We start from the raw sequence: 25,745 nt of genomic DNA, 5'->3' as shown, positions 1-25,745 counted from the left end.
AATACTTAAAAATGTCCAAGCACTTGCTGTTTGGACATTTTTTCTTCTTTTTCCTTCGTTTGTCTAGTATAATGAAGGTCGGAATGATAATAGGTGGGGGTTCTGTATGATTCAAACGTTTTTTAAAATCTTTTATTTAATTTTAATCGTAATTGCGATTACACCGAGAATGTGGCGTCTGAAAAGACAAGTAAATACGATGTCGCCACAAGAAAAAGATAATGTTGTGTATAAAACGACAAATTGGTTTGGTAAGAAAATGGTACGTGTAGCTGGTGGGGCAATTGAAGTAAATGGTCTGGAAAATGTTCCAAAAGATAAGCCGGTACTAGTTGTAAGTAATCATCAGAGTAATATGGATATTCCTGTTTTACTAGGTTACTTAAATAAACCAATTGGATTTGTTTCAAAAGCAGAGATTAAGAAGTTTCCAGTTGTACCAACTTGGATGGAACTTATGAATTGTGTATTTATGGTTCGTAATGATCGTCGTCAATCTCTTCAAGCGATTAAAGATGGAATTGAGCTGTTAAAGAACGGGCATTCTATCGTAATCTTCCCAGAAGGGACGAGAAGTAAGGGTGGCGAAATTGGAGAGTTTAAGGCTGGGAGTTTTCACCTTGCAGTAAAGTCAGGTGTAGCAATCTTACCTGTAACGTTAGATGGGACATATAAAATGTTTGAAGCGAATGGAAACCGTATGAAACCAGCTCATGCAACAGTAACAATTTCTAAGCCGATTACACCTGAAGAGTATGCGAATATGGATATTAAAGAATTAACGAAGCATACACAGGATGTTATCGCATCACAATTACATAAGTAATAAAAAAGGTTTCAGCTTAATATAAGCTGAAACCTTTTTTATGCTGTAGGTAAGACATAAAAGAGTACGCAGAAGAACATCATCGCACTACCACCTAAAACGAAAAGATGCCAAATGGCATGATTGAAAGGTAACTTTTCCCAAAGGAAGAATATAGCCCCTACAGAATATAAAATTCCACCTGCTAAAAGTAGTGAAAAACCATGTCCAGTTAGATTTTCATAAAGTGGTTTAATAGCAACGATTATGAGCCATCCCATTATGATATAGCATAATGTTGATGCCTTAATAAAGCGACGTACAAAGAAAATTTTGAAGATGATACCTCCGAGTGCTAGTGTCCATATAATAGCGAGTAACGTCCAGCCTAATGGTCCGCGAAGCGTAATAAGTAAAAAAGGAGTATATGTGCCAGCGATTAATAAATAAATGGCTGAGTGATCTAGTATAGTAAATAATTTTTCTACTTTTGGATGATGAATGCTATGTAACAAGGTCGAAAACAAGTACAGTAAAAACATGCTTACACCATAAACCGTAAATGCAACTACAGCAGATGCGGTACCATGCTTAGAGGCATGAATAATTAATATAATTAAGGCAGGGATGCTTAAAATGGCACCGATACCATGTGTAATTGCATTTGCAATTTCTTCTTTCACAAAATGCGTCATTCGTGTCATTTTTTCAGTCATAATGCAAATCCTTTCTACTATCATAAAATAATATGTCATTTCCCTTACCATATCATACACAAGGGCAATAGAAAATGAAATTTGTATAATTGATTATATTTTTGAATTTTTTTGACAAAAGGCAATGGATTTGTTGACGTTTTCAAACTTTTTTGACAAAATAAAATTATGCAATAGTAGGACAAGGAATCTACTAATAAAGGGGATGGAGAAATGTTTTCAAATATTGGCTTTCCAGGATTAATTTTAATTTTAGTAGCTGTACTCATTTTGTTTGGGCCGAAAAAATTGCCAGAAATCGGAAAGGCTTTAGGGGAAACGTTAAAAGAATTCAAAAAATCAACGAAAGAATTGACTGATGATGCATTTCAAGAGAAGGAAAAGAAAGAAAAAATGTAATGAATTTTCCTCGAAATGGATAAATAAAGTGTGGTGAACGAGATGGAAGATCGGGAAATGAGCGTAGTAGAACATATTGTTGAGCTTCGCAAACGAGTAATATATACAGTACTATCCTTTGTCCTATTTTTAATTATCGGATTTACTTTTACGAAGGATATTTATTTTTGGCTAGTAAAAGATTTACCAATGAAATTAACTGTTCTCGGTCCAAGTGATGTATTATGGATTTTTTTCTCGATTGCTACAGTATTTGCTATCGTTTGTACAATTCCTTTTGCTGCTATACAAATTTGGTTATTTGTAAAACCGGGTTTACATCCAAATGAACAAAAAATGACAGTAATGTATATACCGGTATTGTCTATATTATTTATTGCAGGTTTATGTTTTGGATATTTCGTTGTAATGCCGTTTTTATTTCATTTTTTAACTACGATAGGTAATGAAATGTTTAATACGATGTTTACGACAGAAAAGTATTTTCATTTTGTTCTTAATTTAACAGTTCCATTTGCTGTAATTTTTGAATTACCTGTAGTTGTCATGTTTTTAACGAGTATTGGACTGTTAACGGCGGAATTGCTAATAAAAATAAGAAGGTATGCTTACGTAGCATTGATTATCATTGCATCGTGTATATCACCGCCGGATTTTTTATCACATAGTTTAGTAGCGGTACCACTTATTTGTATTTATGAAATTAGTATCGCTTTATCAAAGATTGTCAGTAAGCGGAAAAAGAAAAGAGAAGAAGAAATACAGTCGAAAAGTGCCTCGTTATAAAGGCACTTTTTTTATTTATTTGTTATACTTTAGACATAAACGTATACAATATATAGAAGAAAAAAATTATAGAATCTCCAAAATTTAGACAAACTTTGCGCTTTGCTAAGTTTATACTAAAATTATTAAGCAATATACGGATAACGGGATTCCTGTCTGATCGATATTTAGGACGGAGGATAAATAGAGTGTAAATCTTCTAACCAAAAGGACTACAGGGATTGACTAAGGATACTTTTGTATTCATAGAAGTCTCCACTTTAAACAACGTGTTATAGCGTAAAGTAGAGGAAGTTCAAAAATCCAATGAAAAAGAGGATTGATATTGTGATTACGAAAAGTTTTTATTTCACTCATTCAACAGGGGATTGTATTAAAATATTCGAAATCCCTGTCCTACAGGCACAGCATCCATTATCGTTTCTAATTCAGTCTCGTCTTCAATTATTTATTGCAAAAATTCAAAAACAAAAGCACCCAAGATTTTCGTATTCTTTCCGTGAATATTTGCAAAATTGTTTGAAGTGGAATGATTATTTAAATGTATATAAAACAAATACCCTTGAAAAAAATGCATGATACAGAGTATGGACAGGGTTAGTAAACTCTGTCTTTTTCATTTTAGATATAAAAATATAATTAATTTGGTGAAATTTGTTCGAAATTGTTGAAAGCACAGGGAATGCTAGTATAATAACAAGGAGAGCGTATTGGAAAGGGAAGAATATAATATGCAAAAAATTAAAATTGTAACAGATTCAACTGCAGATTTAACGCAGGATGTAATCGAAAAGTATGGCATTCATGTGCTACCATTATCAATCTCTGTAAATGGACAAACGTATTTAGATCGCGTTGATTTACAACCTGATGAATTTATTGAAGAAATGATCAAATCAGAGGAATTACCAAAAACATCACAACCGGCAATGGGTACATTTGTAGAAATGTATGACAAGTTAGGTGAAGATGGAAGTGAAGTACTTTCCATTCATATGACAAGTGGAATGAGTGGTACTGTGGCAACTGCCAATAGTGCTGCATCAATGACCGACACAAAAGTAACAGTTGTTGATTCTCAATTTATTACACATGCTTTAGCATATCAAGTAATAGAAGCTGCAAAAATGGCAAATGAAGGACGCTCACTAGAAGAAATTTTAAAACGTGTAGATGAAGTGAGAAAGAATACTCGTTTATATGTAGTAGTAGATACATTAGAAAATTTAGTGAAGGGTGGGCGTATCGGTAAAGGAAAAGCGTTTATCGGTTCGCTACTTAATATAAAGCCAATTGCTAGCCTTGAAGATGGTGTTTATAACCCTGTAACGAAAGTGCGTAGCCAAGGTCAAATTGTAAAAACGTTAGCTAAGTTATTTGAGGAAGATACAGCTGGAAAAGTTGTAAAAGCTGTTGCAATTCCGCATGCGAAAGCAATTCCTTTAGCTGAAAATGTAAAAGCGGCTGTTGAAAAAGTGAGTGGATTTGCTCAATCAGAAATTTTCTTTACAACGCCTATTATTAGTACTCATACAGGTCCAGGTGCAATTGGATTTATGTATTTAGCAGAGTAATAAAAAGCTACTTGAAATGAATTTTCAAGTAGCTTTTTTTTATGTGAATAGAAAGTAAGAAATAAGAAGGGTTATACAGGCACTCCCGCTAATGATATAGCGAGTCTGTAAATATTCATTCATAGAAAACACCCACTGATTAAAGTTTTACTTTATGATTTTCTATAGTATATGTTGGATATAGAAAATAAGTAGTTACGTTATACGTGTAATGTTTCAATTTTTTCATTTACTTGCTTACCGTTTGTTGCGTTATTATAAGTAAAGGTTTGGCCTAAAAAGAGTACATGCAGTTGTTCCCACGGTAACATACGTAAATTCCAATTATTTCGAAGCCTTGTTACTGCCTCGCGGGGTGTTTCATCGGCGAGGGCAAAAGCTCCGTAATGCATCGGTATAAAGTGTGTAGCGTTTAAATCTAAATAAGCTTGCACTGCCTCTTCAGGTGAAACATGAGATGCTTTCATAAACCACTCTGGTTCATAAGCGCCAATTGGCATAAGGGCAATATCAATTGAAAAGCGTCTGCCAATTTCTTTGAAACCTTGGAAATAGCCACTGTCACCACAAAAATAAACGGTTTCTTTCGTTGGTTCATTATTAATAATCCATCCACCCCAATGTGATGTATTCATATCAAATAAGGATCTTCTCGTCCAGTGCTGAGCAGGTACGAAGTGAAAGGAAACATCATTAATGATTGTATTTTCCCACCAATTATACTCTTCTACACGAGTAAATTTTTTGCGAGTAAATAGTTTTTTCAGTCCAATAGGTACAAGGTATAAAACATCATCATTTAGCTGGCGAAGCGATGAAAAATCTAAATGATCATAATGACCGTGTGAAATGAGGACAATATCAATTTTAGGTAGTTCTTGTATAGAAAGACCAGGTTCAGTAAGTCTTGGAACTAATTTTAATTTAGTAGCCCATACTGGATCTGTTAATATATTCAGCCCATTCGTTTGGATAAGGAATGTGGAATGACCAATCCAAGTTACAGACGTCTTTTCAAAGTTGTTTTGTAGGAATTTACTTTGTTTAACAGGTGATTGTTCTACTAAAAAAGAAAAATCCTTTTTATTTTGTTTTCGTTCTTTTCGCCAACGTATAAAGGAACGAATTGATTTTTTTGTACTCACATTATCCATGTTTTCATAACGTTTTGTCATGAACATCACCTCATTTAAAATCGTTGTAATTGTATTGTACCGAAATGTTGTTAAGGAATACAGTGTATAACATGGATGAATGTTTAAGGAATTGTTAAAAAATAGGGGGATGCGTTTACAAAAGTAACAATAAAATTAGTTTTGCAACTTCTATTTAGAGAAATAATAGTAAAAAAATAAATTTTGTCTAGTAATTGGCTTGAAATAAAGAAGTAACATACGTAAATTCGTACGATTTCGTGAACAAATGTAGTAAACAATTTTCTCGTAGTGTTAACTTTTGTTATGATAAACATAACCTATTTAAATTTAGGATAGAGAAAAGAGGTTTATAAATGAAGCGTTATCAAAAAATAATTGGTCTTATGGTTGTATTTTGTCTCTTTGTACTTGCTGGATGTAGTGGATCGGGTTCAAAGCTTCGTAAACCATTGAATTGGGATTTAGAAACTTTCCAATTTACAAATCAAGATGGAAAGTCATTTGGTACAAAAGATTTAAAAGGGAAAGTTTGGGTTGCAGATTTTATGTTCACAAATTGTCAAACAGTTTGTCCACCAATGACTGCAAATATGGCCAAGCTGCAAAAGATGGCAAAAGAAGAGAAGATAGACGTTCAGTTTGTTTCATTTAGTGTAGATCCAGACCTTGATAAGCCGGAAAATCTGAAAGCTTTTATTCAAAAGTTTACAGAGGATACTAGTAACTGGAATTTATTAACGGGATATTCGTTAGAAGATATTACGAAGTTTTCAAAAGATAATTTCCAATCACTTGTAGATAAGCCGGAGAATGGTCAGGTCATGCATGGTACATCATTTTATTTAATTGATCAAAACGGAAAAGTAATGAAAAAGTATAGTGGCATTAGTAATACGCCATACGAAGACATTATACGTGATATGAAGCGATTAGTGGATTGAAAATAAGGGTGCATAGCACCCTTATTTTTTTGCATTAGTCTATGGATAAAATGTCATGTTGTTGTGGAAGTTTTGGTGCCCGAATTTCTAACACGCCGTTTTGATACGAAGCTTTCGCTGCTTTTTTATTAATTGAGTACGGTAATTTAATCAATCTTGATGCTTCTGAAATGGAACGTTCTCGGCGATAATAGTTATGAGATGTTTCTTCATCTGCTTCTTCTAGTATCTCTTCTTTTACAGAGACCTTTAAGTATTCAGTTTGTATTTCAATTTGAATTTGTTCTTTTTGGATACCCGGCAGTTCAGCTGTAACTACAAGCTCTTCACCAACTTCATATAAATCTACAGGGAATGTTAATAAACGGTTTCCTTTTTGGAAAAAATGATTTAAATCAGCGATTACATTGCGAAGTGGTGTTTGCTCGAAGAAATCATCAATTTGCTTTAAATAATTGCGAACCGGTGGGCGAGAAGAGTCTTTTTTTTCTTCACTCATGGTATTCCCTCCTAGAAATCAATTTGCAATATCATATGACAAAAGCGGAGAAAGGTGATTGCCTAGTTTTCATGTTTTCATAAAAAATTGTTAAAAATGTGAAATGGAGTGATTTTTTTATAGTTTTTGGTCGCCATATTCAATTGATTATGCTAGTATAAATAGGGTTGATATAGTAGTATATAGACAGAATGAAAACTGAAAGAGGGTAAGAAGTATGTGTGGTTTTGTAGGATGTTTATGTGAAAACCCTAGAGAGTTTTCAGAAACAGAAAAACATCAATTTGAAAATATGAACACGATGATTTTCCACCGCGGTCCAGATGACGAAGGATATTTTCGTGATGAACATGTACAATTTGGCTTCCGCCGTTTAAGCATCATTGACTTAGAGGCAGGACATCAGCCGCTAACTTATGAAAATGATCGATATGTAATTATTTTTAATGGTGAAATTTACAACTATGTAGAATTACGTGAAATGTTACTTGAAAAAGGTGCAACGTTTGCAACACAATCTGATACAGAAGTTATCATTGCATTGTATGCACATATGAAAGAAAAATGTGTAGACTATCTTCGTGGTATGTTTGCATTTATGATTTGGGATCGTGAAGAGAAGAAACTTTTCGGTGCACGTGACCACTTCGGTATTAAACCTTTATACGTCGCACAACAAGGTGATACTACATTCTTCGCATCTGAGAAGAAAAGTATTATGCATGTGATGGAAGATAAAGGCGTTAATCCAACGTCACTACAACATTACTTTACGTACCAATATGGTCCAGAGCCAGAAACATTAACAATTGATGTTAATAAAATCGAGCCTGGTCATTATTTCGTAAAAGAAATCGGTAAAGAGATGGAAATCCATCGCTACTGGAAACCTTATTTCAATGCTTCAAGCGCAACGAAAGAGGAGCATATCCAAGCAATTCGTGATGTGTTATATGATTCAGTAAAAGTGCATATGCGCAGTGATGTACCAGTAGGTTCATTCTTATCTGGTGGTATTGATTCATCTATTATCGCTTCTATCGCAAGAGAAATGAATCCAAATCTTTTAACATTCTCTATTGGTTTTGAACAACGTGGTTTCAGTGAAGTTGATGTTGCAAAAGAAACTGCTGAGAAATTAGGCGTTAAAAACCATAACGTATTCATTTCAGCGAAAGAGTTTATGGATGAGTTCCCAAAAATCATTTGGCATATGGATGATCCTTTAGCAGATCCAGCAGCTGTACCATTGTACTTCGTTGCAAAAGAAGCACGTAAGCATGTAACAGTTGTTCTTTCAGGTGAAGGTGCAGACGAGCTATTTGGTGGTTATAACATTTATCGTGAGCCAAACTCACTAAAAATGTTCTCTTACATTCCTAGCCCAGGTAAGAGCGTTCTAAAAGCATTAAGTGGTGCTCTTAAAGAAGGATTTAAAGGAAAGAGCTTCCTAGAGCGTGGATGTACGCCAATTGAAGAGCGTTACTATGGAAACGCGAAAATCTTCCGTGAAGAAGAGAAAGTTGAATTAATGAAGTATTACAATGAAAGTGTTAACTATATGGATATCACGAAACCATTGTATAACGAGATTAAAGATTATGATGATGTAAGCAAAATGCAGTACATTGACATGTTCACATGGTTACGCGGTGACATTTTATTAAAAGCTGATAAAATGACAATGGCAAACTCATTAGAACTTCGTGTACCGTTCTTAGATAAAGAAGTATTTGATGTTGCATCTAAAATTCCAACTGAATTTAAGATTGCTAACGGAACTACGAAAGCTATTTTACGTGAAGCGGCACGCGGAATCGTTCCAGATCACGTATTAGATCGTAAAAAACTTGGATTCCCAGTACCAATTCGTCACTGGTTAAAAGACGAAATGCATGATTGGGCTATCAATATTATAAACGAGAGTAAAACAGAGCATTTAATCGACAAACAGTATGTATTAAACTTACTGGAAGCACATTGTGCAGATAAAGGCGATTATAGCCGTAAAATTTGGACTGTACTTGCGTTTATGGTATGGCACCAAATTTATGTTGAGCATAAATACGATACGAATAAGTTCCATGAAGAAACAAAACGTGCGTATAGCTTAGTTTAATTAGAAAAACCTTAAGATCGCATACGGTCTTAAGGTTTTTTTCATAAATAGGAAGTATTATTGATACAATAATAGTAAAAGGATGGACAACATATGATTACGTTTGAGAAAGTTACTGTAGAAAATGAAAGCGTTGTTAAAGAAATGTTTAAATCGCATAGTTTAGGTGAGAAAAAGGTAAAGTACTGTGTGAAAGTTGATGATACATATATTGGTGTAATAGATTATAGTGTTCAAGAGGAACGAGCTGTTTTATCACAGCTAATTATTCATTTTGATTACCAAGGTTACGGTTATGGTGCAAATACGTATTTTACATTTGAAGAAATGATGAAACAAAGAAATGTGAAAGAAATAAAAGTGCTACAAGAGGAATTAACAGAAAAGGCGAAGTCTTTCATAGAGAGTTTTGGTTTTACTTCAGAAGATGAAGAGTATGTAAAGAAAATATAACGATGATTACTTATGCGATAAAATAAATATAAGGCAGGTGGATGTATGACGATGACTTCTGGTCTTGTATTAATTGGAGGGTGCTTTATAGTAGCAGAATTATGTCATATACTCATTCGGAAAAGAATGAGTAAGAAAAAAAAGCCGTATGAATTACAATACGTCCCTGTCTTTTTCATTATGTTTTGTATGCTAAGTACATTACAAAATCTAATGAACTTTCCACCACTTGTGAATGTTTTTTTAAAGTTCGGTTTACTTTATAGTGGTGCTGGAATAACACTTTTATTTATTTTATTTTGCATACGTTATGTTCACTATCAATCGTATATATTTATTTTAAATTGGTTAAAGCAAGATGATAGAAACCGCCTTACATAAGGCGGTTTTTTTATTTGTAATTGTAACAGAACTTGTACATTTCACATAAAATAGGACGAGTAGCAATGCAAACATATTACAAGAAAGGGGCGGGCAATAAAATGAAACTTGTTATAGACGCAGGGCACGGTGGATATGATTCTGGTGCTGTTGGTAATGGTTTAGTAGAAAAAAACTTAACACTTCAAATTGCTAGACGCGTTCGAGACATTTTAACGGTAAATTACCCAATTACAATTAAAATGACACGTGATAGTGATGTGTTTATTTCTTTATCGGAACGTGCTAATATTGCCAATGCTTTTGGTGCGGATTATTTTATTTCATTTCATATTAATAGCGGCGGGGGTACAGGTTTTGAAAGCTATATTTATAATGCGTTATCCAACAGCAGCACTGCATATGCAAAGCAACAAAAGATGCATACAGCAGTAAATCCTGTATTAACAAAATACGGTCTTCGTGATCGAGGAGCAAAAAAAGAAAATTATGCGGTATTAAGAGAAACCGCAATGGATGCAATTTTAACTGAGACTGCCTTTATTGATACAACGTTTGATGCAAATTTATTAAAAAATCCACAATTTATTGAAGATCTAAGTCAAGCGTATGCGAATGGAATAGCGGCTATTTTTGGAGTAGCTCCAAATCCACAACCTCCTAACCCACAACCGACACCTCAAACGAAGGGAATCGCTTATATCCTTGGGAAAAATGTAAATTTAAGAAATGGTCCATCAACTTCTTCCTCAGTTATTCGTCAATTAAATTCTCCAGAATCTTACGTTGTATATCAGGAAAGTAACGGATGGTTAGATTTGGGGAATGGACAATGGGTGTATAATGATCCTTCTTACATTAATTTTGTAAAGACAAGTAATAGTGATGGAAGTCCGATTGGGGTTGCATATATACAAGGGATGAATGTAAATTTAAGAAGTGGTCCATCAACTACATCTGCAGTTATCCGCCAATTAAATTCTCCAGAATCTTATTTAGTATATATAAATGAAAATGGTTGGTTAAACCTTGGTGGAAATCAGTGGGTATATAATGATCCATCGTATATTAAATATACTCAATATTAGGAATTAAAATGATAATGCAATATGGATGCGTATCTTTGTTATGTATAACAAGGGTACGCATTTTAATAACAACATTTATTTTCATACTTATGCACTATGTTTTAAAAAGAAACATTAGAAAAGCGGATAGAATCTAAATAGTATATATTAAAAAAGTTTTCTGATATACATTGACAATATATGTAGGATACATTAATCTTTAATTGTTAATGATAATCGATTTCATCTAGGGAGGACATATGATACATACTAAAAAACTAATTATGTTCTGCATTATGATACTCATGGTTGTAATTGCAGGATGTAGTAAAGAAGAGAAAAAGGAAAATGATATATCAGCGAAAGCAAAAGATTCATATACGGTAAAGCATGCAATGGGCGAAACGACAGTAAATGGTACACCAAAAAGAGTTGTTGTTTTAACGAATGAGGGTGCTGAGGCACTTTTAACTGTTGGAGTAACGCCAGTTGGAACGACAAAACCACGAACTGGGGATGAATGGTATCCTCATTTAGCGAATGAGTTAAAAGATACGAAAGTAGTAGGAACTGAGCGTGACATTAATTTAGAGGCAGTAATGAAGCTTCAGCCGGATTTAATTATTGGTAATAAAATGCGTCACGAAAAAATATACGAGCAGTTAAAAGAAATCGCGCCAACAGTATATGCTGAAACATTGCGCGGTGATTGGAAAGAAAACTTTACGCTTTATACAAAAGCTGTAAATAAAGAAAAAGAAGGGCAAAATGCTCTTAATGATTATAAAAAGCGTATTGCAGGAATAAAAGAACAATTAGGTGATAAAATTAACTCTAAAGTTTCAATTATTCGCTTCGTCCCAGGTGATGTTCGTATTTATCAAAAAAATTCATTCTCAGGCGTTGTATTAAATGATATTGGATTTAAACGACCACCACTACAAGATAAAGATGAATTTGCGATAAAAGGAATTACAAAAGAACAAATTCCAAATATGGACGGGGACTACTTATTCTATTTCACATCTGATAAAGATGCGGATAAGAATAATGAAGGAAACACGTTAGCGAAAGAATGGACAGAAGATCCGCTCTTTAAGCAGTTACAGGCTTCTAAAGATAATAAAGTATTCGAAGTAGATGAAGTGATTTGGAATACAGCAGGTGGTATTGTAGCTGCAAACCTTATGTTAGATGATATTGAAAAATATTTTCTAAAGTAAATGAATGGTCGAGTACATCACTTTAAATGGGTGATGTACTTTTTTATTTGTGAAAATACAGAAAATTCCTTCTTTTGAGTGTGGATAAGTTGTACAATTAAACCAATTATGGAATAAAGGAGTGGGAATGAATGAAAGCTACTCATAAAGATTGGATTTTGTTTAACGGAAGAATTGTAAATACGAAGGAAGAACAGCCGATGATTTCATTAGAGGAGAGAGGCTTTCAATTTGGTGATGGTATATACGAGGTATTTAGACTATATGATGGGAAGCCACATTTATTAGATTTACATTTAGAACGATTCTTTAATTCTATGGAAGAAATAAAACTAATTCCACCGTTTACTAAGGAAGAGTTAGTGGAAGAGTTGCATCAAATGATTGAAAAAAATCGATTTCAAGAAGACGGGAATGTATATTTGCAAATATCAAGAGGTGCTCAAGCACGTAATCATGTATATGAGTCAAATATGCAACCAACATATTTTGCAAATATTGTTTCATTTCCAAGACCAATTGCTGCTATGGAACGAGGAATAAAAGTTACTGTAGAAGAGGATATACGGTGGAAGTTCTGTCATATAAAATCTTTAAATCTGCTCCCTAATATTATGATTAAAAATAAAATAAACGAACAAGGCTATCAAGAAGCGATATTAGTACGAGATGGAATTGTAACTGAAGGGTGTCATTCGAATTTCTTTATGGTGAAAAATAATAGATTGATTACACATCCTACTGATAATTTCATTCTACACGGCATTACACGTCACTACGTTATTACATTAGCGAAAGAGTTACATATTGAAGTAGAAGAACGAGAATTTTCGCTACAAGAAGTATATGAGGCTGAGGAGTGTTTCTTTACAGCGACACCACTTGAAATATTCCCAGTCGTTCAAATTGGTGATGAACAGTTTGGAACCGGCGAAAGAGGACCAATTACAAAAAAACTCCAAGTTGCGTATGAAGAAAGTATTAGTTTGTTTAAAGTTACGAATTAATATTGAGGAAAAAAGCTGGTACTCCCCCAGCTTTTTTTCATGATATAATTCAAGCATAGGACAAGTTTTGAAAACGCTGTAAAAAGGGGATTTAATGTATGAATTATGAAGATTTTAAAGAAGTAATTCACGGTAGAAGAAGTGTTAGAAAGTTTACAGAACAAGAAGTATCCACTAGTGATATAAAAGAAATTATTGATTGTGCTCGTTATGCACCGAGTGATACGAACTCACAAACGTGGGAATTCTTGGTTATTATGAACCGAGAGAAAATTAAAGAAATTGAACAAATGACATGGGATGCATTACATAAACTTGCGGCAAAAGCGGCAGAAAACGGAGAAGAGAAAGCAGGGAAATTACTTACACGTTCTTTCGGACCATATGCAACAGCTTTCTCGGAGGCGCCAGTATTAATCGTATGTTTGGCCACACCATATGAATCAAAGTTTCGTGAAAAGATTTTTGATCCAATTGCTTTTGTTCCAGATTCAGTTTGGGAAGAAGAAGGAATTAAGAGTAGCTGTTTAGCGGCACAAAACTTAATGTTGGCTGCACATGCGAAGGGGCTTGGTACTTGCCCGATGACAGGGCCGGTATTGTTAGCTCAAGATGAACTACGACAATATTTACAAATTGAGCCTGAAAAACAAATAAATATGGTTATTTCACTCGGTTTTCCAAAAGATAAGCCTAAGAAACTTCCAAGAAAAGAAGTAGATGAGATTACAACATTTGTTTTTTAAAGCCTAAAATAAAAAGACATTGAATGAACAATGTCTTTTTATTTTGGACAGGTATGTAATTCATCTGTTGGGCTAAAATGATAGAGAAGAGGGAATTACTATTTATTTCATAAAAAAAATTAATGTTCTATTAAGGAAAATATGATACATTAATCGTGAGCAAGATTCTATTTGTTCATGAAAGTTTTAAAATTAGTTTTAAAATTTAAAAGTTATTTTTGTATAATAAATTATAATGAAATGACAGGGGGGATGAATTTTGAAAAAATTCATAATCACTGGATTGTCTGTATTGTTATTAGCCGGTTGCGGTGCTCCGCAGGAAAAAGAGGATGCGCAATCAAAGCAGGAAGAAAAAGTTGTAAATGCAAGTAATGAGAATATAGTTGTATTTCCTGAAGGAGCAGTGCCAGTTGGAGAAGGAAAAGTAAAAGTCATTACACCAGACGGTACTTCTGAAAATGGTAATATACCGGCTGTATTCATCAAAAAGGATACTTTAATTCAGCAAGTTGAATTAGAGCTTTCTAATTTTCAAAACGATAAAGAAACATTTATATTTGTAGATCAAGTATATGCAGATAAACATCAAGTCACTAGTACAACACAGACAACAGTACAATTAAAAGAAAAGACGCTTGAGACAGGTAATCATACGGTTACTGCAGTTCAGTATGAAAACAATGACCCGAAAGGAAAGGTTATTAGTTTTAATCAAGCAACATTTGAGACAAAGCCTGCGTCTTAAGAAGAATAAAAAGTACATTACTCAAAAAAGTAGTGTGCTTTTTTATTTGGACTAGAGTGTGCAAGAGTGAATAACTTGTTTCGTTTTCTAATACGATTAAATAGGAAGAAATCACTTGTTACTACTATGACAGAGAAAGAGGTTGAAGATGTGAATCGGTGTATTCGTATCGTCTTGATTAGTATAATGATGGCAGTAATTTGGTTTACGATACAAGAAGTAATTCAAATTACGCTCAATTAACAAATTCATGATTTGTTAATAGGAGCTATTTGTTTTACCATTGTTTATCTATCATATGATAAACTCAGATTAAGGTAAGTTTTACAAGAAAAATGTAGGTATTTCATTTGAAATGTCGAATAGTATATACGATGTCGTAATAACAAATTTTCTATTGTTTACTGTGAAACAGAAGAAGGAGAGATAGTAGTTATGAAACGAGCTCTTATTAATATTGATTATACATATGATTTTGTAGCGGAAAAAGGTGCTTTAACTTGCGGAAAACCAGGTCAAGAAATTGAGAAGGAAATTGTACATATAACGACGCAATATATTGAAAATGGAGATTACGTTGTCTTTGCGATTGATAAACATGAAAAAAATGATGTATATCATCCAGAATCAAAGTTATTCCCGCCTCATAATATAGCTGGCACAAATGGAAGAGATTTGTTTGGTGAATTACAAGAGGTATACGAAACATATAAAAATGCAGAGAATGTATATTATATGGATAAAACACGATATAGTGCATTTGCAGGAACAGGTTTAGAGATGAAGTTACGAGAAAGAGGAATAGAAGAAGTACATCTTGTAGGTGTTTGTACTGATATTTGTGTTCTTCACACAGCAGTAGATGCTTATAATAAAGGATTTAAAATTGTAGTTTATGAAAAGGCGGTTGCATCTTTTAATGCGCAAGGACATGAATTTGCACTTGGACATTTTAAGTCATGCTTACATGCAGAAGTGAAGTGAAAAAAGAGGCCTTTAAAAAAGGTCTCTTTTTTCGTTTGAATTGTGACGACGTTTTGCTTGATTAGTTTTTTTATAAATGGACTAATTTTTTCTGGTAATCCATTTAAATCAAAAAATTGTACATGCAATGATTCAAACCCATCAGCTTTTAACGTACCACCTGTAATGTTTTTGCAAAGGTATGCGATTGTTATAGGGTAAAATTCATCTCCGTTCGGTAATTTCACAAAAAATTCTTTTCCGGAAAATACATGTATTAACTGCAAAGTTCCTATTTCAATCCCTGTTTCTTCAAGAACTTCACGTCTTCCGGCTTCTTCTGTTGATTCGCCAAGTTCAACAAATCCACCGGGAACACCCCAAACACCATTTCGCCTTTGTTGTAGTAATATTTGTCCTTGTTCATTGAAAACAGCTACAGCAACGCCAGCTAGATTGAGTGGTCTTGATCCAATAACTTCTCTTAGTTCTTCGATATAGCCCATTGTTAGTTAACCTCCGCGAGTCAAAATATTTTCAAATGAACTATTCGGCGTTGTGTTAATATTCCCCTTTTTGTTTAGGTAAGTATTGAGGTCTTAACATAAAGTCATTTATAAAAAATTCTATTGTTATCTCCCTTTAGATAATAAAAAAGGGTATATTTATAGAAGAAAGTGTAACAAGTTTTAAGGAAATCAAAAGGTATGACAATAAATTAGTTTTTCATAAAATTTTCATTAGTTAAGGGTGTGTATGGATGAGTTTATTAACGTATACTGAAGAATTTTTTAATTATGTAAGAGAGTTTTTACTTTTAAGATTTTTACTATTTGCTTTAGTACTAATCATTATCTCTTTTGTAATTAACCGCATTATTGATTGGTTTTTTAGGAAATCAAGCTTTTTTGATGAAGAGGTAGAGCAAACAATTCAAAGTGTGATTCGATCTATTTTTAGATATATCATCATCATCAGTCTAATCATATATTTAATTAGCCAATTTGTAGATATAAAAAGTATCATTGCAGGTGCAGGGATAGCGGGTGTTGTTATCGGTTTTGCTGCACAACAGATGTTAAAAGATGTTATATTAGGCTTTGCGAGATTAGCGGACAAAGAGTTTCGTGTTGGCGATTTTGTTACTTTTAACGGAACAAATTCAGGAACGATTGAGGAAATTAGTATTCGTTTTATGCAAATTCGTGAATGGTCAGGAAAACTTCTTACGATACCACACGGAGAGATTAGGACGATACAAAATTTTAATAAAGGATGGATGCGCGTAATTGAACGGATTACGGTAAGTTATCAGGAAGATCCTATAAGAGTTAAGGAATTGTTAGAAGAAGTTTGTGTTAATTGTAATGAAAAATTGGCTTCGAGTCTTTATAAAGTAGAGGATGAAGCTGTTGAACCGTTTAAATATGTTGGTGTCACAGATTTAAACCCGAATCTTAAATATGTTGGATATGAATTTTGTATTACAGGTTTAATAAAGCCAGAAGATTATTTTGAAACTTCTAGACAAGTAAGGTTTGAATTAATGTCTATGTTCCATAAGAATCAAGTGCAAATGCCAGCAGCAAATATGGTCGTTACTACTGAAAGTTTACAGCATAACCATGGTGGACAATCTTTATCGGACAGCTAAAGAAGAACAAGAACAGTTTGTTAACAAAATTCTGTTTTTAATATTGGATAGAAAAACAATAATAAAATGATTAATTTAAAGAAAGAACTGAAGGAATTCGGTTCTTTCTTTATTTGTAGAATTTAGAAATTTCTTAATGTTATAATGGTAGTTGGTGATGAAAATGAACTTTGAAGAAAAAGAGATGCATCGTTTAGAAGCATTAAAAGCAATTGCTGAATTATTAAATGAAGCAACAGACTTACAGGACATGTTAGAAAAAGTGTTACATACATTGTTACAAGTTATGAATTTACAAACAGGGTGGATATTCTTTATCGATGAAAGTGGAAAGCACCGTATGCTTGTAGATGAAAACTTACCACCGGCTCTTACATGGAAAGAGAAGAAGCCGATGTGTGAAGGAGATTGCTGGTGTGTAGAGCGTTTTGTGAATGGGAGATTAGAAAAAGCAACAAATATTATTGAATGTAAGCGGATAGAGGATGCGATTGAATGTAATTGGGGAGAGACCGAAGATGTTACGCATCATGCGACAATTCCCCTTAGGTCTGGATCGGAGAAGTTTGGTCTATTAAATGTGGCCTCACCTCAAAAAACACATTTTTCAGAGGAAGAATTAGCATTACTAGAATCAATTGCATTTCAAATAGGAACGACAATACAACGTATTCAGTTAGTAGAGAAAGAACGTAAATACGTAGTGGTAGCTGAAAGAAATCGACTTGCACGTGATTTACATGATTCAGTAAAACAATTGTTATTTTCTATTATGCTAACAGCAAAAGGTACTTTAAATATGACGCAAGATAGAGACTTGCAAGAGATGTTGAGCTATATTGGAGAATTATCACAGGAAGCATTACAAGAAATGACACTTTTAATTTGGCAATTAAGACCGGAAGGATTAGAGAAAGGTTTAGCAGAAGCAATTAAAAATTACGGAAAGTTGTTAGGGATTCAGGTGGAAGTTCGAATTGATGGTATGGTTTCAATTGGAGATGAAATAGAAGAAGTTTTATGGCGTATTAGTCAAGAAGCAATACATAATTGTAAAAAACATGCTTCATGTGAAAAGGTAAATGTTCTTTTAAAAATAGAAAATAACCAGTTGTATTTTTACATAGAGGATAACGGAATAGGATTTATACAAGATCACGTAAGAGAGTCAGCGCTCGGTTTAAAAAGTATGAAGGAACGTATTCAGTTAATGAGGGGATCATTTCAAATAAAAACTGAGCTGAAAAAGGGTACAAAAATTGAAATTCAATTGCCGGTTTAAAGGGGAGAAGAAGATTGAAGATTAAATTACTACTAGTTGAGGATCATCATATCGTTCGAAGAGGACTTGTATTCTTTTTAAAAACGAGAGAAGAATTTGAAATAGTTGGGGAAGCAGAAAATGGTGAAGAGGCATTAACATTCATTCAAACGGAAAGACCAGATGTAGTATTGATGGATCTATCAATGCCGAAGATGGATGGTATAGAAGCAACAAAACGGATAAAACAATATGATGAAACAATAAAGATACTTATATTAAGCAGTTTTTCAGAGCAAGATTATGTTTTACCAGCACTGGAAGCTGGAGCAGATGGTTATCAATTAAAAGAAGTACAACCAGAGCAACTTGTTGCTTCTATCATTGCAGTACATGAAGGAAATGCGAATTTTCATCCGAAAGTAACACCAGCACTATTCGGACGGTCAGCAGTCAAGAAAGAAAAAGAAAAAGAAAAAGAAAACCCTTTTTCCATGTTAACGAAAAGAGAGCAAGAAGTACTTCGTGAAATTGCGAAAGGGCGAAGTAATAAAGAAATTGCAGCAGAGCTTCATATTACAGAACAGACTGTGAAAACACACGTTTCAAATGTTTTAGCTAAATTGGAAGTAGATGATCGTACGCAAGCTGCATTATATGCGGTGAAGCACGGGGGAAATAATAAGTATGAATAATTATGTCCCTTGTTACGACAGAATACATATGAGTATTTAAAATTTATCCCGCTATTTGCGGGCTTATAATTAGTGGTAGATGTACAATACTCTCACTGATTAAAGTTTCAATTTATAGTAGTGCTAAATAAAGGTTTTTCTTCTTTCTATAATTAGGTACAATAAAACTACGATGGAAGGGGAAGATATGCTATGCCAGGTACAAGAAGTGGGATTGGAAAAATTCAAGCTTCGTTAAACGGTTTATCACCGAAATTGCGAAGTATTGCCGAACATATATTGAAACATCCACAAGATGTTGTACATAAATCTATTACAGAATTAGCTGAAGTTACGAATAGTTCTGAAGCTACGATATTCCGCTTATGTAAGCATCTCGGTTTTCAAGGGTTTCAAGATTTAAAGATTACATTAGCTCGTGAAATTGTACATACTCCTATGCAAAATATTCATGAAGAAGTATCGGCAGAAGATAGTATGGTCACTGTTGCTAAAAAAGTTTTTCATTCGCATATTACAGGACTGCAAGATACATTGCATTTGTTAAATGATACAGCGCTAGAGCAAGCCGTAAAGGTATTGCAAGATGCAAGTCGTATTGAGTTTTATGGAAATGGTGGTTCTGGTATTATTGCGATGGATGCATATCATAAATTTATGAGAACGGGTATTTCTTGTATTGCTCATACAGATTCACATTTTCAAATTATGGGTGCGGGTTTACTTACTAAAGAAGCAGTGGTAATTGCAATTTCTCATTCTGGTAGCAATAAAGGGTTACTGGAAGCGTTAGAAGTAGCAAAAGCAAGAGGAGCTCACATTATTGCAATTACGAGCTATCAGAAATCAGCATTAAGTCAACTTGCTGATATTACTTTGTATACTTCAACACGTGAGACGGAATTCCGCACAGAAGCAAGTTCATCAAGATTAGCACAGTTAAGTTTATTAGATACTTTGTACGTTGGGTTATCGTTACAACGCCAAGAAGAGACGTTGCAAAATTTACAAAGTATACGTGAAACAATTTCGATGAAACGAATATAAAAAGTCCTTCAATTGAAGGGCTTTTTATATTGGCCAATAGTTTTTTGTGAAAATTTGATGATTATAATTTCCTGTTTTAAAAAATCTTTATTAATTGAGTTTTTTACTCCCGCGTAGAGTTCTAATAAACTATACATAGATGCAATTTCGGTTTTCCCTTCAAATAAACATTTGGTTAATAATTCAAATATTGTTCAATATTTAACAATAGGCTTTTAAAATTACATGTTATGATGAACGTGTAATGATGATTGAACATTTAAATTTGGCATAATAATTAGCCAAACCAGTGAAGACAGAAGTTGTGAGATGAACTCATTAAAATTCTAAAACACTAAAGGGGAGATCACATATGAAAGCAGTAGTGGTAAATAAAAATAGTAAAGCAAACATTGAAGTTATTGAAAAGAAATTACGTCCGTTACACTCAGGTGAAGCGCTAGTAGATGTAGAGTATTGTGGGGTTTGTCATACTGATTTACACGTTGCAAATCATGATTTTGGAAACACAGATGGCCGTATTCTTGGTCATGAGGGTGTAGGTATTGTTACGAAAATTGCTGATGATGTAACTTCACTAAAGGTAGGTGACCGTGTAAGTATTGCATGGATGTTCCAATCTTGTGGACGTTGTGAATATTGCGTAACAGGTAGAGAAACATTTTGCCGTGAAGTTAAGAACGCTGGTTATTCAGTAGATGGTGGTATGGCAGAACAATGTATTGTTACAGCTGATTATGCGGTGAAAGTACCAGAAGGATTAGATCCTGCTCAAGCATCATCAATCACATGTGCGGGCGTAACTACATATAAAGCAATAAAAGTATCAGACATTAAACCTGGTCAACCTATCGTCATCTATGGTTGTGGTGGATTAGGTAACCTAGCTATCCAATATGCTAAAAACGTATTTGGTGCAAAGGTAATTGCAGTAGATATTAATGACGATAAATTAGCGTTAGCAAAAGAGGTTGGTGCGGATATGACTATCAATCCAATTTCTCAAGGCCCTGCTGATAAGATTGTTCAAGATGAGTTTGGTGGTGCTTATGCTGCTGTAGTAACAGCCGTTTCTAAAGTAGCATTCAACTCAGCAGTTGATGCAGTACGTGCTTGTGGTAAAGTCGTTGCAGTAGGTTTACCAGTAGAAACTATGGATTTAAACATTCCGCGACTTGTACTAGATGGAATTGAAGTAGTTGGTTCTCTAGTCGGTACTCGTAAAGACTTAGAAGAGGCATTCATGTTCGGTGCAGAAGGAAAAGTAGTGCCGGTTGTTCAAACTTGTTCTCTAGATAAAGTACAAAATGTATTCGAAGAAATGGAACAAGGTAGAATTCAAGGACGTATGGTAATCGATTTTAAACAGCATAATTGTGATTGCAAATAATTCATTTTAAATATAAAAAGCATGAGTCTAGCTAAAGACATGTAAAAAAGTTAGACAGCAGAAAGAAGATGATCCCTGCATTCAACAGGAATCATCTTCTTTGCATTCCACTACTATCAATGTCGACTAACGAGAAAGGATTAAAGGTTCACTTTATCTACAAACGAAAAAGAATCTTTACTTTTAACAAATTTTTTATGATTTGGAACGGTTTGAATTGCTACAACTTGCGAATCTCTTGCTTTCAGTGCATCTTGAATCCCGATTGTCATAAGCTTAATAAATAGAATCGTAATAAAGAATGAAACGAGAGTATAAAAAATAATCCACCATGAAAGATTCATTTCATTACGATTTAATCCAATAAGGCCTGCCCAATCATTCGATAGAGAAACAGGTTTGAGTACTCCGTCATAGAGTTCACGCATTTGTATCCCACCAATTACAATATCAAGCAACGCTAAATGGATAACGAGTATGAGAGTTTGGACGATATGTTCCATAAATAACACAAATAAGCGGTCAAGTAATAAGACTCGTAAGTGTTTTTTGATAATATGAAAACGGCTAGCACCCAATAATTGTGAACTTAAAATATAATCTTGTTTCATAAATTCATCAACCTCTGAGGATATATATAAAGAAAGTGTAGGCAGAGCGACGAAAATAAGTACGAGTACTTGATAAAACGCAAATGAAATATTTGGATCTAATCTATCAGCATTTGATATGATTACAATATTAACGGGCGTGATGAGTATAAATGCGATAAATAAAGTAGGAATATAGTAAAAAACTTCTGAGCATGCCTGGAAAAATCTCTTGAATTTTGGAGCATATAAACTTAAGAGGATTCCTATACATGTTCCGAATAAAATTCGAAAGAAGCTAATTGCCACAGCTAATAAGATAGTGAATTTTGCTCCTTCTATAATTTGTAAGAAAACAGACTCTCCAAAACGATCAGATCCAAAAGGTGGTATTAACGATGGTGGAAAGGGAGCCTTTCCAAGTAATTCGTTATTGTCATTGTAAAGTAACTGAGGAGGTTTTGGGATGTTATCTTTAAAGAACCAACTATAAATAAAACTAGCTGAAACAAGTATGAATAAATAAGTAAAGCCGATTAAAAAGCGTTTTGATTTCCAAATAGATTTCATAAAGCTACTCCTTTCAATTGTTTTTGCCATCTATTCATCATGAGAGAGATTATTTGAAAAATGGCATAAAACGGTAAAATAATCATGACAAGTATAATAAATGCAGCGGGAGGTGAAATAAACGCCTTCTTAAATAAAAATTGAATAATACCTTGCATATTAAAAACAAATTCTAAAATGAATAAGTTAGAAAGTAAGAAAACAAAAATCGTTTTTAAATGGTAGAAGAAGTGGATAGATATATTTTTGAATAAATGAATGCGTAGTATATAACTGGATGAAAGACCTTTTCCATATGCAACCTCTACGTAATGTTTTCCATGTTCTTCTTGTATGTATAACACCATCATCCGAAACATTTGTAATGTAGGTAAGACCGCTAAAGATAAAATAGGGAGTAAATAAGCGCGATTTTCATTAAAAGAAATAATGGTGAAAGGAGCTTCCCCAAATTTCTTAAGTACCCAAATGAAAAATATTTGCAAACAAATCATCATCATCATATCAGGGACAGCTTCTAATATGAACACAATTCGGTTTATCCATTTTTTTATATAATCTTTTGCTAAAAAATAAAAAAATGCCATGCTAGATGAGATAAAGAGCGCAAGCAAAAAGGCCACAAATAATACAATAAACGAATATAGGTAAGGTTCTAAAACAGTTGGAAATAATGGTGTTGTTTTTAAATGACCAAACTTTGGGTCTGATCCTATAACCAACAATGATTCAGGTGAGAAAACCTGTTTTAACATAGTAACGATCTGGTTAAAAAAATAAATTGGTTGAAAGGTGAATCCTTGTTGAGTGATAAATAAATAAGGTAAATTTAATAATAGTAACAGTGATAAAAGAATTGATGAAAACTTAATTGTGAATTGAGATATTTTATGTAACATTAAATCCCTCCGACATCTTTTTACAACATTATACAATAAAGTCTAAAATATTGTTTTATTTTTCTGAAAAATATAAATGTTATTAGGTTTTATAGTATGGAACATATATTTACAAGTTAATAAAGTGATAGTAGGATCCGCACTCTAAGACTATTAAGATAAAAGGACGAGTGAACTTAATACAATAAAAACGAGCAAAGTGCACAAAATTTCCATTGCGGAGGTAGTTGCTGTACAACTCCTTTTTCATGCAAATGAGTAGAACGTAAGGAAGGACTATGTATGTGTTGTTAATGAAAGAAAAAGAGAGTGTGTTGCGTAACGAATATATCGCAACTTTACCGCGGGGAAAATCTAAATTTAGTATGTAAGTGAAATGGAATGAGGGGGATAAATTTTTTATCGTGAAAAAAATTTTCTTTTTAAAACTTGATTAATGAAAAAATATTTTATATACTAATTCATGTAAACGGTTTACTAGATCATATTTTGCTAGAAACGAAGGGAAGATTCGCATGGAAACAAGGGGGAGAGTAATCGGGATTGATATCGGTACCACAAGTACAAAAACGGTTGTGTTTACAGAAAAAGGAAAAGTCGTTGCGTCACATGCAGTTGATTATCCAATTATTCAACCAAAGGTCGGATGGGCTGAGCAAGATCCTGATGTAATATGTGCTGCTGTATATAAAACTGTAAGCGTTGCCATCGGAAAGGGTAACGTGTTACCAGAGGATATTTCTTCAATCGGTATTAGTACAGCAATGCACGCATTAATTGCAGTAGATAAAAACGGTGCACCATTAACGCGTTCTATCATTTGGGCAGATAATAGAAGTACGAAACAATCGGAAAAATTATTACAACATATGAATGGGCATGACATTTATAGACGAACAGGCACACCAATTCATCCGATGTCGCCGCTTTCTAAATTATTGTGGATGAAAGAGGAAGAGCCAGAATTATATGCGAGCGCTTCTAAATTTATTTCCATAAAAGAGTATGTTATTTATCAATTGTTTTCACGTTACGTAGTGGATTATTCAATAGCATCTGCTACTGGGTTATTTAATTTAGAAACATTAAACTGGGATGAAGATGTTTTAACGATGTTACATATGTCATCAGAACAATTATCAACACCTGTGCCAACTACATATATTTTATCGGGTATGAAACCTGAATTAGCACAAAAGATGGGCATTCGTGAAGATACTCCAGTTGTTATTGGTGCAAGTGATGGTGTTCTTGCGAATGTAGGCGTTGGGGCAATATCGCCTGGATCAGCTGCAATTACGATTGGAACAAGTGGTGCGGTTCGAACAATTTCATCAAGTGTTAATACAGATGAAAAAGGAAGAACGTTTTGTTATGCATTAACAGACGAGCACTGGGTGATAGGCGGACCAACGAATAACGGCGGAATATTACTGAGATGGTTACGTGATGAATTTGGTAGCCCAGAACAAGAAGTTGCAAGGAAGCTTGGCATTGATCCATATGATTTATTAATTAAATATGCGGAAAGTGTACCAGCTGGAGCAGGTGGATTGCTATTTTTACCGTTTCTATCTGGAGAACGTGCACCTTACTGGAATGCAAATGCGCGTGGTACATTCTTTGGAATAAACCTTCAGCATAAACGAGAACATTTTATACGAGCAGTCATGGAAGGTGTGTGTATGAGCGTATATTCTGTGGCACTCGCAATTAGAGATTGTACAGGTCCACTTACTGAAATACGCGTTTCAGGAGGGTTTGCGAAATCTGCATTTTGGAGACAAATGCTATCCGATATGATGGGAAAAGAATTGCTTGTTCCTGAAAGTCATGAAGCATCTGCGCTTGGGGCAGCGGCAGTTGCTTTATATGCTGTAGGAAAAATTGATTCTCTTGAAGAGGTAAAGGATTGGATTGATATTGTACATCACCATGTACCGAATAAAGAAAATACGGCTATATATTTAGAAATGTTTTATATGTATGAACGACTTTACAATCGCTTGAAAGAAGAATTTGATTGTATAGCTGCTTTCCAACGTAAACAATAGG

The 25,745-nt window shown here is 33.8% G+C and carries 26 protein-coding genes and 2 pseudogenes; 22 read left to right on the top strand and 6 right to left on the bottom strand.

Translation table 11 applies throughout. The features are described 5' to 3' along the window. Positions 1–106 precede the first annotated feature (106 nt). Positions 107–826, top strand: coding sequence for a lysophospholipid acyltransferase family protein (locus QEP67_RS16775; RefSeq protein ID WP_000616595.1), 720 nt, complete (start codon positions 107–109; stop codon positions 824–826). Positions 827–864: 38 nt separating this feature from the next. Here QEP67_RS16775 and QEP67_RS16770 read toward each other — a convergent pair whose 3' ends face one another. Next, positions 865–1,521 carry a hemolysin III family protein gene (locus tag QEP67_RS16770; RefSeq protein ID WP_000136880.1) on the bottom strand — a complete coding sequence of 219 codons (657 nt, stop codon included), beginning with the start codon at positions 1,519–1,521 and terminating at the stop codon, positions 865–867. A 213-nt stretch (positions 1,522–1,734) separates the two neighbouring features. Here QEP67_RS16770 and QEP67_RS16765 point away from each other — a divergent pair, with 213 nt between their 5' ends. From QEP67_RS16765 to QEP67_RS16750, 4 genes are all read left to right on the top strand, one after another. After that, positions 1,735–1,920 carry a twin-arginine translocase TatA/TatE family subunit gene (locus QEP67_RS16765; protein WP_000492443.1) on the top strand — a complete coding sequence of 62 codons (186 nt, stop codon included), beginning with the start codon at positions 1,735–1,737 and terminating at the stop codon, positions 1,918–1,920. A 42-nt stretch (positions 1,921–1,962) separates the two neighbouring features. After that, positions 1,963–2,706: a twin-arginine translocase subunit TatC gene (gene tatC, locus QEP67_RS16760; protein WP_000390128.1), complete on the top strand. Its 744-nt coding sequence runs from the start codon at positions 1,963–1,965 to the stop codon at positions 2,704–2,706. Positions 2,707–3,033: 327 nt separating this feature from the next. Continuing rightward, positions 3,034–3,285: a DUF2535 family protein gene (locus QEP67_RS16755; protein ID WP_000629012.1), complete on the top strand. Its 252-nt coding sequence runs from the start codon at positions 3,034–3,036 to the stop codon at positions 3,283–3,285. Between the two features lie 152 nt (positions 3,286–3,437). Continuing rightward, entirely contained in the window at positions 3,438–4,280 is an 843-nt protein-coding gene (locus QEP67_RS16750; RefSeq protein WP_033657798.1) for a DegV family protein, read from the top strand. A gap of 200 nt (positions 4,281–4,480) precedes the next feature. Here QEP67_RS16750 and QEP67_RS16745 read toward each other — a convergent pair whose 3' ends face one another. Then, positions 4,481–5,455 (bottom strand): MBL fold metallo-hydrolase, encoded by a 975-nt coding sequence (locus QEP67_RS16745; protein WP_000167208.1) that lies wholly within the window; start codon positions 5,453–5,455, stop codon positions 4,481–4,483. Between the two features lie 335 nt (positions 5,456–5,790). Here QEP67_RS16745 and QEP67_RS16740 point away from each other — a divergent pair, with 335 nt between their 5' ends. Next, on the top strand, positions 5,791–6,378 hold the full coding sequence (locus QEP67_RS16740; RefSeq protein WP_000833345.1) for an SCO family protein: 588 nt from the start codon (positions 5,791–5,793) through the stop codon (positions 6,376–6,378). Positions 6,379–6,412: 34 nt separating this feature from the next. Here QEP67_RS16740 and QEP67_RS16735 read toward each other — a convergent pair whose 3' ends face one another. After that, the gene (locus tag QEP67_RS16735; protein WP_001288089.1) at positions 6,413–6,877 is read right to left on the bottom strand and encodes an Hsp20/alpha crystallin family protein; all 465 of its coding nucleotides are present in this window, start codon (positions 6,875–6,877) and stop codon (positions 6,413–6,415) included. A gap of 217 nt (positions 6,878–7,094) precedes the next feature. Between QEP67_RS16735 and asnB the strand changes: the two genes are divergently transcribed. From asnB to QEP67_RS16685, 10 genes and pseudogenes are all read left to right on the top strand, one after another. Continuing rightward, a complete protein-coding gene (gene asnB, locus QEP67_RS16730) occupies positions 7,095–8,996 on the top strand; it encodes an asparagine synthase (glutamine-hydrolyzing) (RefSeq protein WP_000333826.1) in 1,902 nt (633 codons plus the stop codon). Between the two features lie 93 nt (positions 8,997–9,089). Then, positions 9,090–9,449, top strand: coding sequence for a GNAT family N-acetyltransferase (locus QEP67_RS16725; RefSeq protein ID WP_000627516.1), 360 nt, complete (start codon positions 9,090–9,092; stop codon positions 9,447–9,449). A gap of 51 nt (positions 9,450–9,500) precedes the next feature. Beyond that, entirely contained in the window at positions 9,501–9,830 is a 330-nt protein-coding gene (locus QEP67_RS16720; RefSeq protein WP_000200466.1) for a hypothetical protein, read from the top strand. Positions 9,831–9,931: 101 nt separating this feature from the next. Then, positions 9,932–10,918, top strand: coding sequence for an N-acetylmuramoyl-L-alanine amidase (locus QEP67_RS16715; protein WP_000779885.1), 987 nt, complete (start codon positions 9,932–9,934; stop codon positions 10,916–10,918). A 239-nt stretch (positions 10,919–11,157) separates the two neighbouring features. Further along, positions 11,158–12,120 (top strand): iron-siderophore ABC transporter substrate-binding protein, encoded by a 963-nt coding sequence (locus tag QEP67_RS16710; protein WP_000581987.1) that lies wholly within the window; start codon positions 11,158–11,160, stop codon positions 12,118–12,120. 131 nt (positions 12,121–12,251) lie between these two features. Continuing rightward, positions 12,252–13,127 carry a D-amino-acid transaminase gene (dat, locus tag QEP67_RS16705; protein WP_000648374.1) on the top strand — a complete coding sequence of 292 codons (876 nt, stop codon included), beginning with the start codon at positions 12,252–12,254 and terminating at the stop codon, positions 13,125–13,127. A 98-nt stretch (positions 13,128–13,225) separates the two neighbouring features. Next, entirely contained in the window at positions 13,226–13,873 is a 648-nt protein-coding gene (locus QEP67_RS16700) for a nitroreductase family protein (protein WP_001105300.1), read from the top strand. A gap of 259 nt (positions 13,874–14,132) precedes the next feature. Next, positions 14,133–14,621 carry a hypothetical protein gene (locus tag QEP67_RS16695; RefSeq protein ID WP_000713484.1) on the top strand — a complete coding sequence of 163 codons (489 nt, stop codon included), beginning with the start codon at positions 14,133–14,135 and terminating at the stop codon, positions 14,619–14,621. A 66-nt stretch (positions 14,622–14,687) separates the two neighbouring features. Next, positions 14,688–14,942: pseudogene (locus QEP67_RS16690) on the top strand (hypothetical protein). Between the two features lie 114 nt (positions 14,943–15,056). After that, complete coding sequence (locus QEP67_RS16685) at positions 15,057–15,605, top strand: isochorismatase family protein (RefSeq protein ID WP_000816769.1); 549 nt, start codon at positions 15,057–15,059, stop codon at positions 15,603–15,605. Between the two features lie 38 nt (positions 15,606–15,643). Here QEP67_RS16685 and QEP67_RS16680 read toward each other — a convergent pair. Beyond that, a pseudogene (locus tag QEP67_RS16680) lies at positions 15,644–16,090 on the bottom strand (NUDIX hydrolase); the annotation flags it as partial. A 254-nt stretch (positions 16,091–16,344) separates the two neighbouring features. Here QEP67_RS16680 and QEP67_RS16675 point away from each other — a divergent pair. From QEP67_RS16675 to adhP, 5 genes are all read left to right on the top strand, one after another. Beyond that, positions 16,345–17,238 carry a mechanosensitive ion channel family protein gene (locus QEP67_RS16675; RefSeq protein WP_000055425.1) on the top strand — a complete coding sequence of 298 codons (894 nt, stop codon included), beginning with the start codon at positions 16,345–16,347 and terminating at the stop codon, positions 17,236–17,238. Between the two features lie 184 nt (positions 17,239–17,422). Then, a complete protein-coding gene (locus QEP67_RS16670) occupies positions 17,423–18,520 on the top strand; it encodes a sensor histidine kinase (RefSeq protein WP_170771190.1) in 1,098 nt (365 codons plus the stop codon). A 14-nt stretch (positions 18,521–18,534) separates the two neighbouring features. Next, positions 18,535–19,194: a response regulator transcription factor gene (locus QEP67_RS16665; protein WP_000694650.1), complete on the top strand. Its 660-nt coding sequence runs from the start codon at positions 18,535–18,537 to the stop codon at positions 19,192–19,194. 192 nt (positions 19,195–19,386) lie between these two features. Next, a complete protein-coding gene (locus QEP67_RS16660; protein WP_001119633.1) occupies positions 19,387–20,241 on the top strand; it encodes a MurR/RpiR family transcriptional regulator in 855 nt (284 codons plus the stop codon). A gap of 352 nt (positions 20,242–20,593) precedes the next feature. Then, the gene (gene adhP / locus QEP67_RS16655; protein WP_000649133.1) at positions 20,594–21,631 is read left to right on the top strand and encodes an alcohol dehydrogenase AdhP; all 1,038 of its coding nucleotides are present in this window, start codon (positions 20,594–20,596) and stop codon (positions 21,629–21,631) included. Positions 21,632–21,771: 140 nt separating this feature from the next. Here the strand turns inward: adhP and QEP67_RS16650 are convergent, their stop codons facing one another. Both QEP67_RS16650 and QEP67_RS16645 read right to left on the bottom strand, forming a co-directional pair. Beyond that, positions 21,772–22,791 (bottom strand): ABC transporter permease subunit, encoded by a 1,020-nt coding sequence (locus QEP67_RS16650; RefSeq protein ID WP_000836587.1) that lies wholly within the window; start codon positions 22,789–22,791, stop codon positions 21,772–21,774. Further along, positions 22,788–23,690: an ABC transporter permease subunit gene (locus tag QEP67_RS16645; protein ID WP_048566477.1), complete on the bottom strand. Its 903-nt coding sequence runs from the start codon at positions 23,688–23,690 to the stop codon at positions 22,788–22,790. The genes QEP67_RS16650 and QEP67_RS16645 overlap by 4 nt, the downstream gene beginning before the upstream one ends. Positions 23,691–24,205: 515 nt before the next feature. On the opposite strand from QEP67_RS16645, the gene gntK reads away from it, so the two are divergent. Continuing rightward, positions 24,206–25,744, top strand: coding sequence for a gluconokinase (gene gntK / locus QEP67_RS16640; protein WP_000450015.1), 1,539 nt, complete (start codon positions 24,206–24,208; stop codon positions 25,742–25,744). Position 25,745 lies beyond the last annotated feature (1 nt).

Origin of the sequence: Bacillus cereus group sp. MS39 (assembly GCF_040448665.1) — a bacterium.
In the GTDB taxonomy this organism is placed as follows: domain Bacteria; phylum Bacillota; class Bacilli; order Bacillales; family Bacillaceae_G; genus Bacillus_A; species Bacillus_A wiedmannii.
Note: the sequence above shows the minus strand (reverse complement) of the source record. Positions and strands in the feature narration are given on the sequence as shown.

Excerpts from the sequence above, each read along its gene's own strand:
- QEP67_RS16775 (WP_000616595.1), top strand. The coding sequence starts at position 107 with ATGATTCAAACGTTTTTTAAAATCTTTTATTTAATTTTAATCGTAATT.
- QEP67_RS16770 (WP_000136880.1), bottom strand. The coding sequence starts at position 1,521 with ATGACTGAAAAAATGACACGAATGACGCATTTTGTGAAAGAAGAAATT.
- QEP67_RS16765 (WP_000492443.1), top strand. The coding sequence starts at position 1,735 with ATGTTTTCAAATATTGGCTTTCCAGGATTAATTTTAATTTTAGTAGCT.
- tatC (WP_000390128.1), top strand. The coding sequence starts at position 1,963 with ATGGAAGATCGGGAAATGAGCGTAGTAGAACATATTGTTGAGCTTCGC.
- QEP67_RS16750 (WP_033657798.1), top strand. The coding sequence starts at position 3,438 with ATGCAAAAAATTAAAATTGTAACAGATTCAACTGCAGATTTAACGCAG.
- QEP67_RS16745 (WP_000167208.1), bottom strand. The coding sequence starts at position 5,455 with ATGACAAAACGTTATGAAAACATGGATAATGTGAGTACAAAAAAATCA.
- QEP67_RS16740 (WP_000833345.1), top strand. The coding sequence starts at position 5,791 with ATGAAGCGTTATCAAAAAATAATTGGTCTTATGGTTGTATTTTGTCTC.
- QEP67_RS16735 (WP_001288089.1), bottom strand. The coding sequence starts at position 6,877 with ATGAGTGAAGAAAAAAAAGACTCTTCTCGCCCACCGGTTCGCAATTAT.
- asnB (WP_000333826.1), top strand. The coding sequence starts at position 7,095 with ATGTGTGGTTTTGTAGGATGTTTATGTGAAAACCCTAGAGAGTTTTCA.
- QEP67_RS16725 (WP_000627516.1), top strand. The coding sequence starts at position 9,090 with ATGATTACGTTTGAGAAAGTTACTGTAGAAAATGAAAGCGTTGTTAAA.
- QEP67_RS16720 (WP_000200466.1), top strand. The coding sequence starts at position 9,501 with ATGACTTCTGGTCTTGTATTAATTGGAGGGTGCTTTATAGTAGCAGAA.
- QEP67_RS16715 (WP_000779885.1), top strand. The coding sequence starts at position 9,932 with ATGAAACTTGTTATAGACGCAGGGCACGGTGGATATGATTCTGGTGCT.
- QEP67_RS16710 (WP_000581987.1), top strand. The coding sequence starts at position 11,158 with ATGATACATACTAAAAAACTAATTATGTTCTGCATTATGATACTCATG.
- dat (WP_000648374.1), top strand. The coding sequence starts at position 12,252 with ATGAAAGCTACTCATAAAGATTGGATTTTGTTTAACGGAAGAATTGTA.
- QEP67_RS16700 (WP_001105300.1), top strand. The coding sequence starts at position 13,226 with ATGAATTATGAAGATTTTAAAGAAGTAATTCACGGTAGAAGAAGTGTT.
- QEP67_RS16685 (WP_000816769.1), top strand. The coding sequence starts at position 15,057 with ATGAAACGAGCTCTTATTAATATTGATTATACATATGATTTTGTAGCG.
- QEP67_RS16675 (WP_000055425.1), top strand. The coding sequence starts at position 16,345 with ATGAGTTTATTAACGTATACTGAAGAATTTTTTAATTATGTAAGAGAG.
- QEP67_RS16670 (WP_170771190.1), top strand. The coding sequence starts at position 17,423 with ATGCATCGTTTAGAAGCATTAAAAGCAATTGCTGAATTATTAAATGAA.
- QEP67_RS16660 (WP_001119633.1), top strand. The coding sequence starts at position 19,387 with ATGCCAGGTACAAGAAGTGGGATTGGAAAAATTCAAGCTTCGTTAAAC.
- adhP (WP_000649133.1), top strand. The coding sequence starts at position 20,594 with ATGAAAGCAGTAGTGGTAAATAAAAATAGTAAAGCAAACATTGAAGTT.
- QEP67_RS16650 (WP_000836587.1), bottom strand. The coding sequence starts at position 22,791 with ATGAAATCTATTTGGAAATCAAAACGCTTTTTAATCGGCTTTACTTAT.
- QEP67_RS16645 (WP_048566477.1), bottom strand. The coding sequence starts at position 23,690 with ATGTTACATAAAATATCTCAATTCACAATTAAGTTTTCATCAATTCTT.
- gntK (WP_000450015.1), top strand. The coding sequence starts at position 24,206 with ATGGAAACAAGGGGGAGAGTAATCGGGATTGATATCGGTACCACAAGT.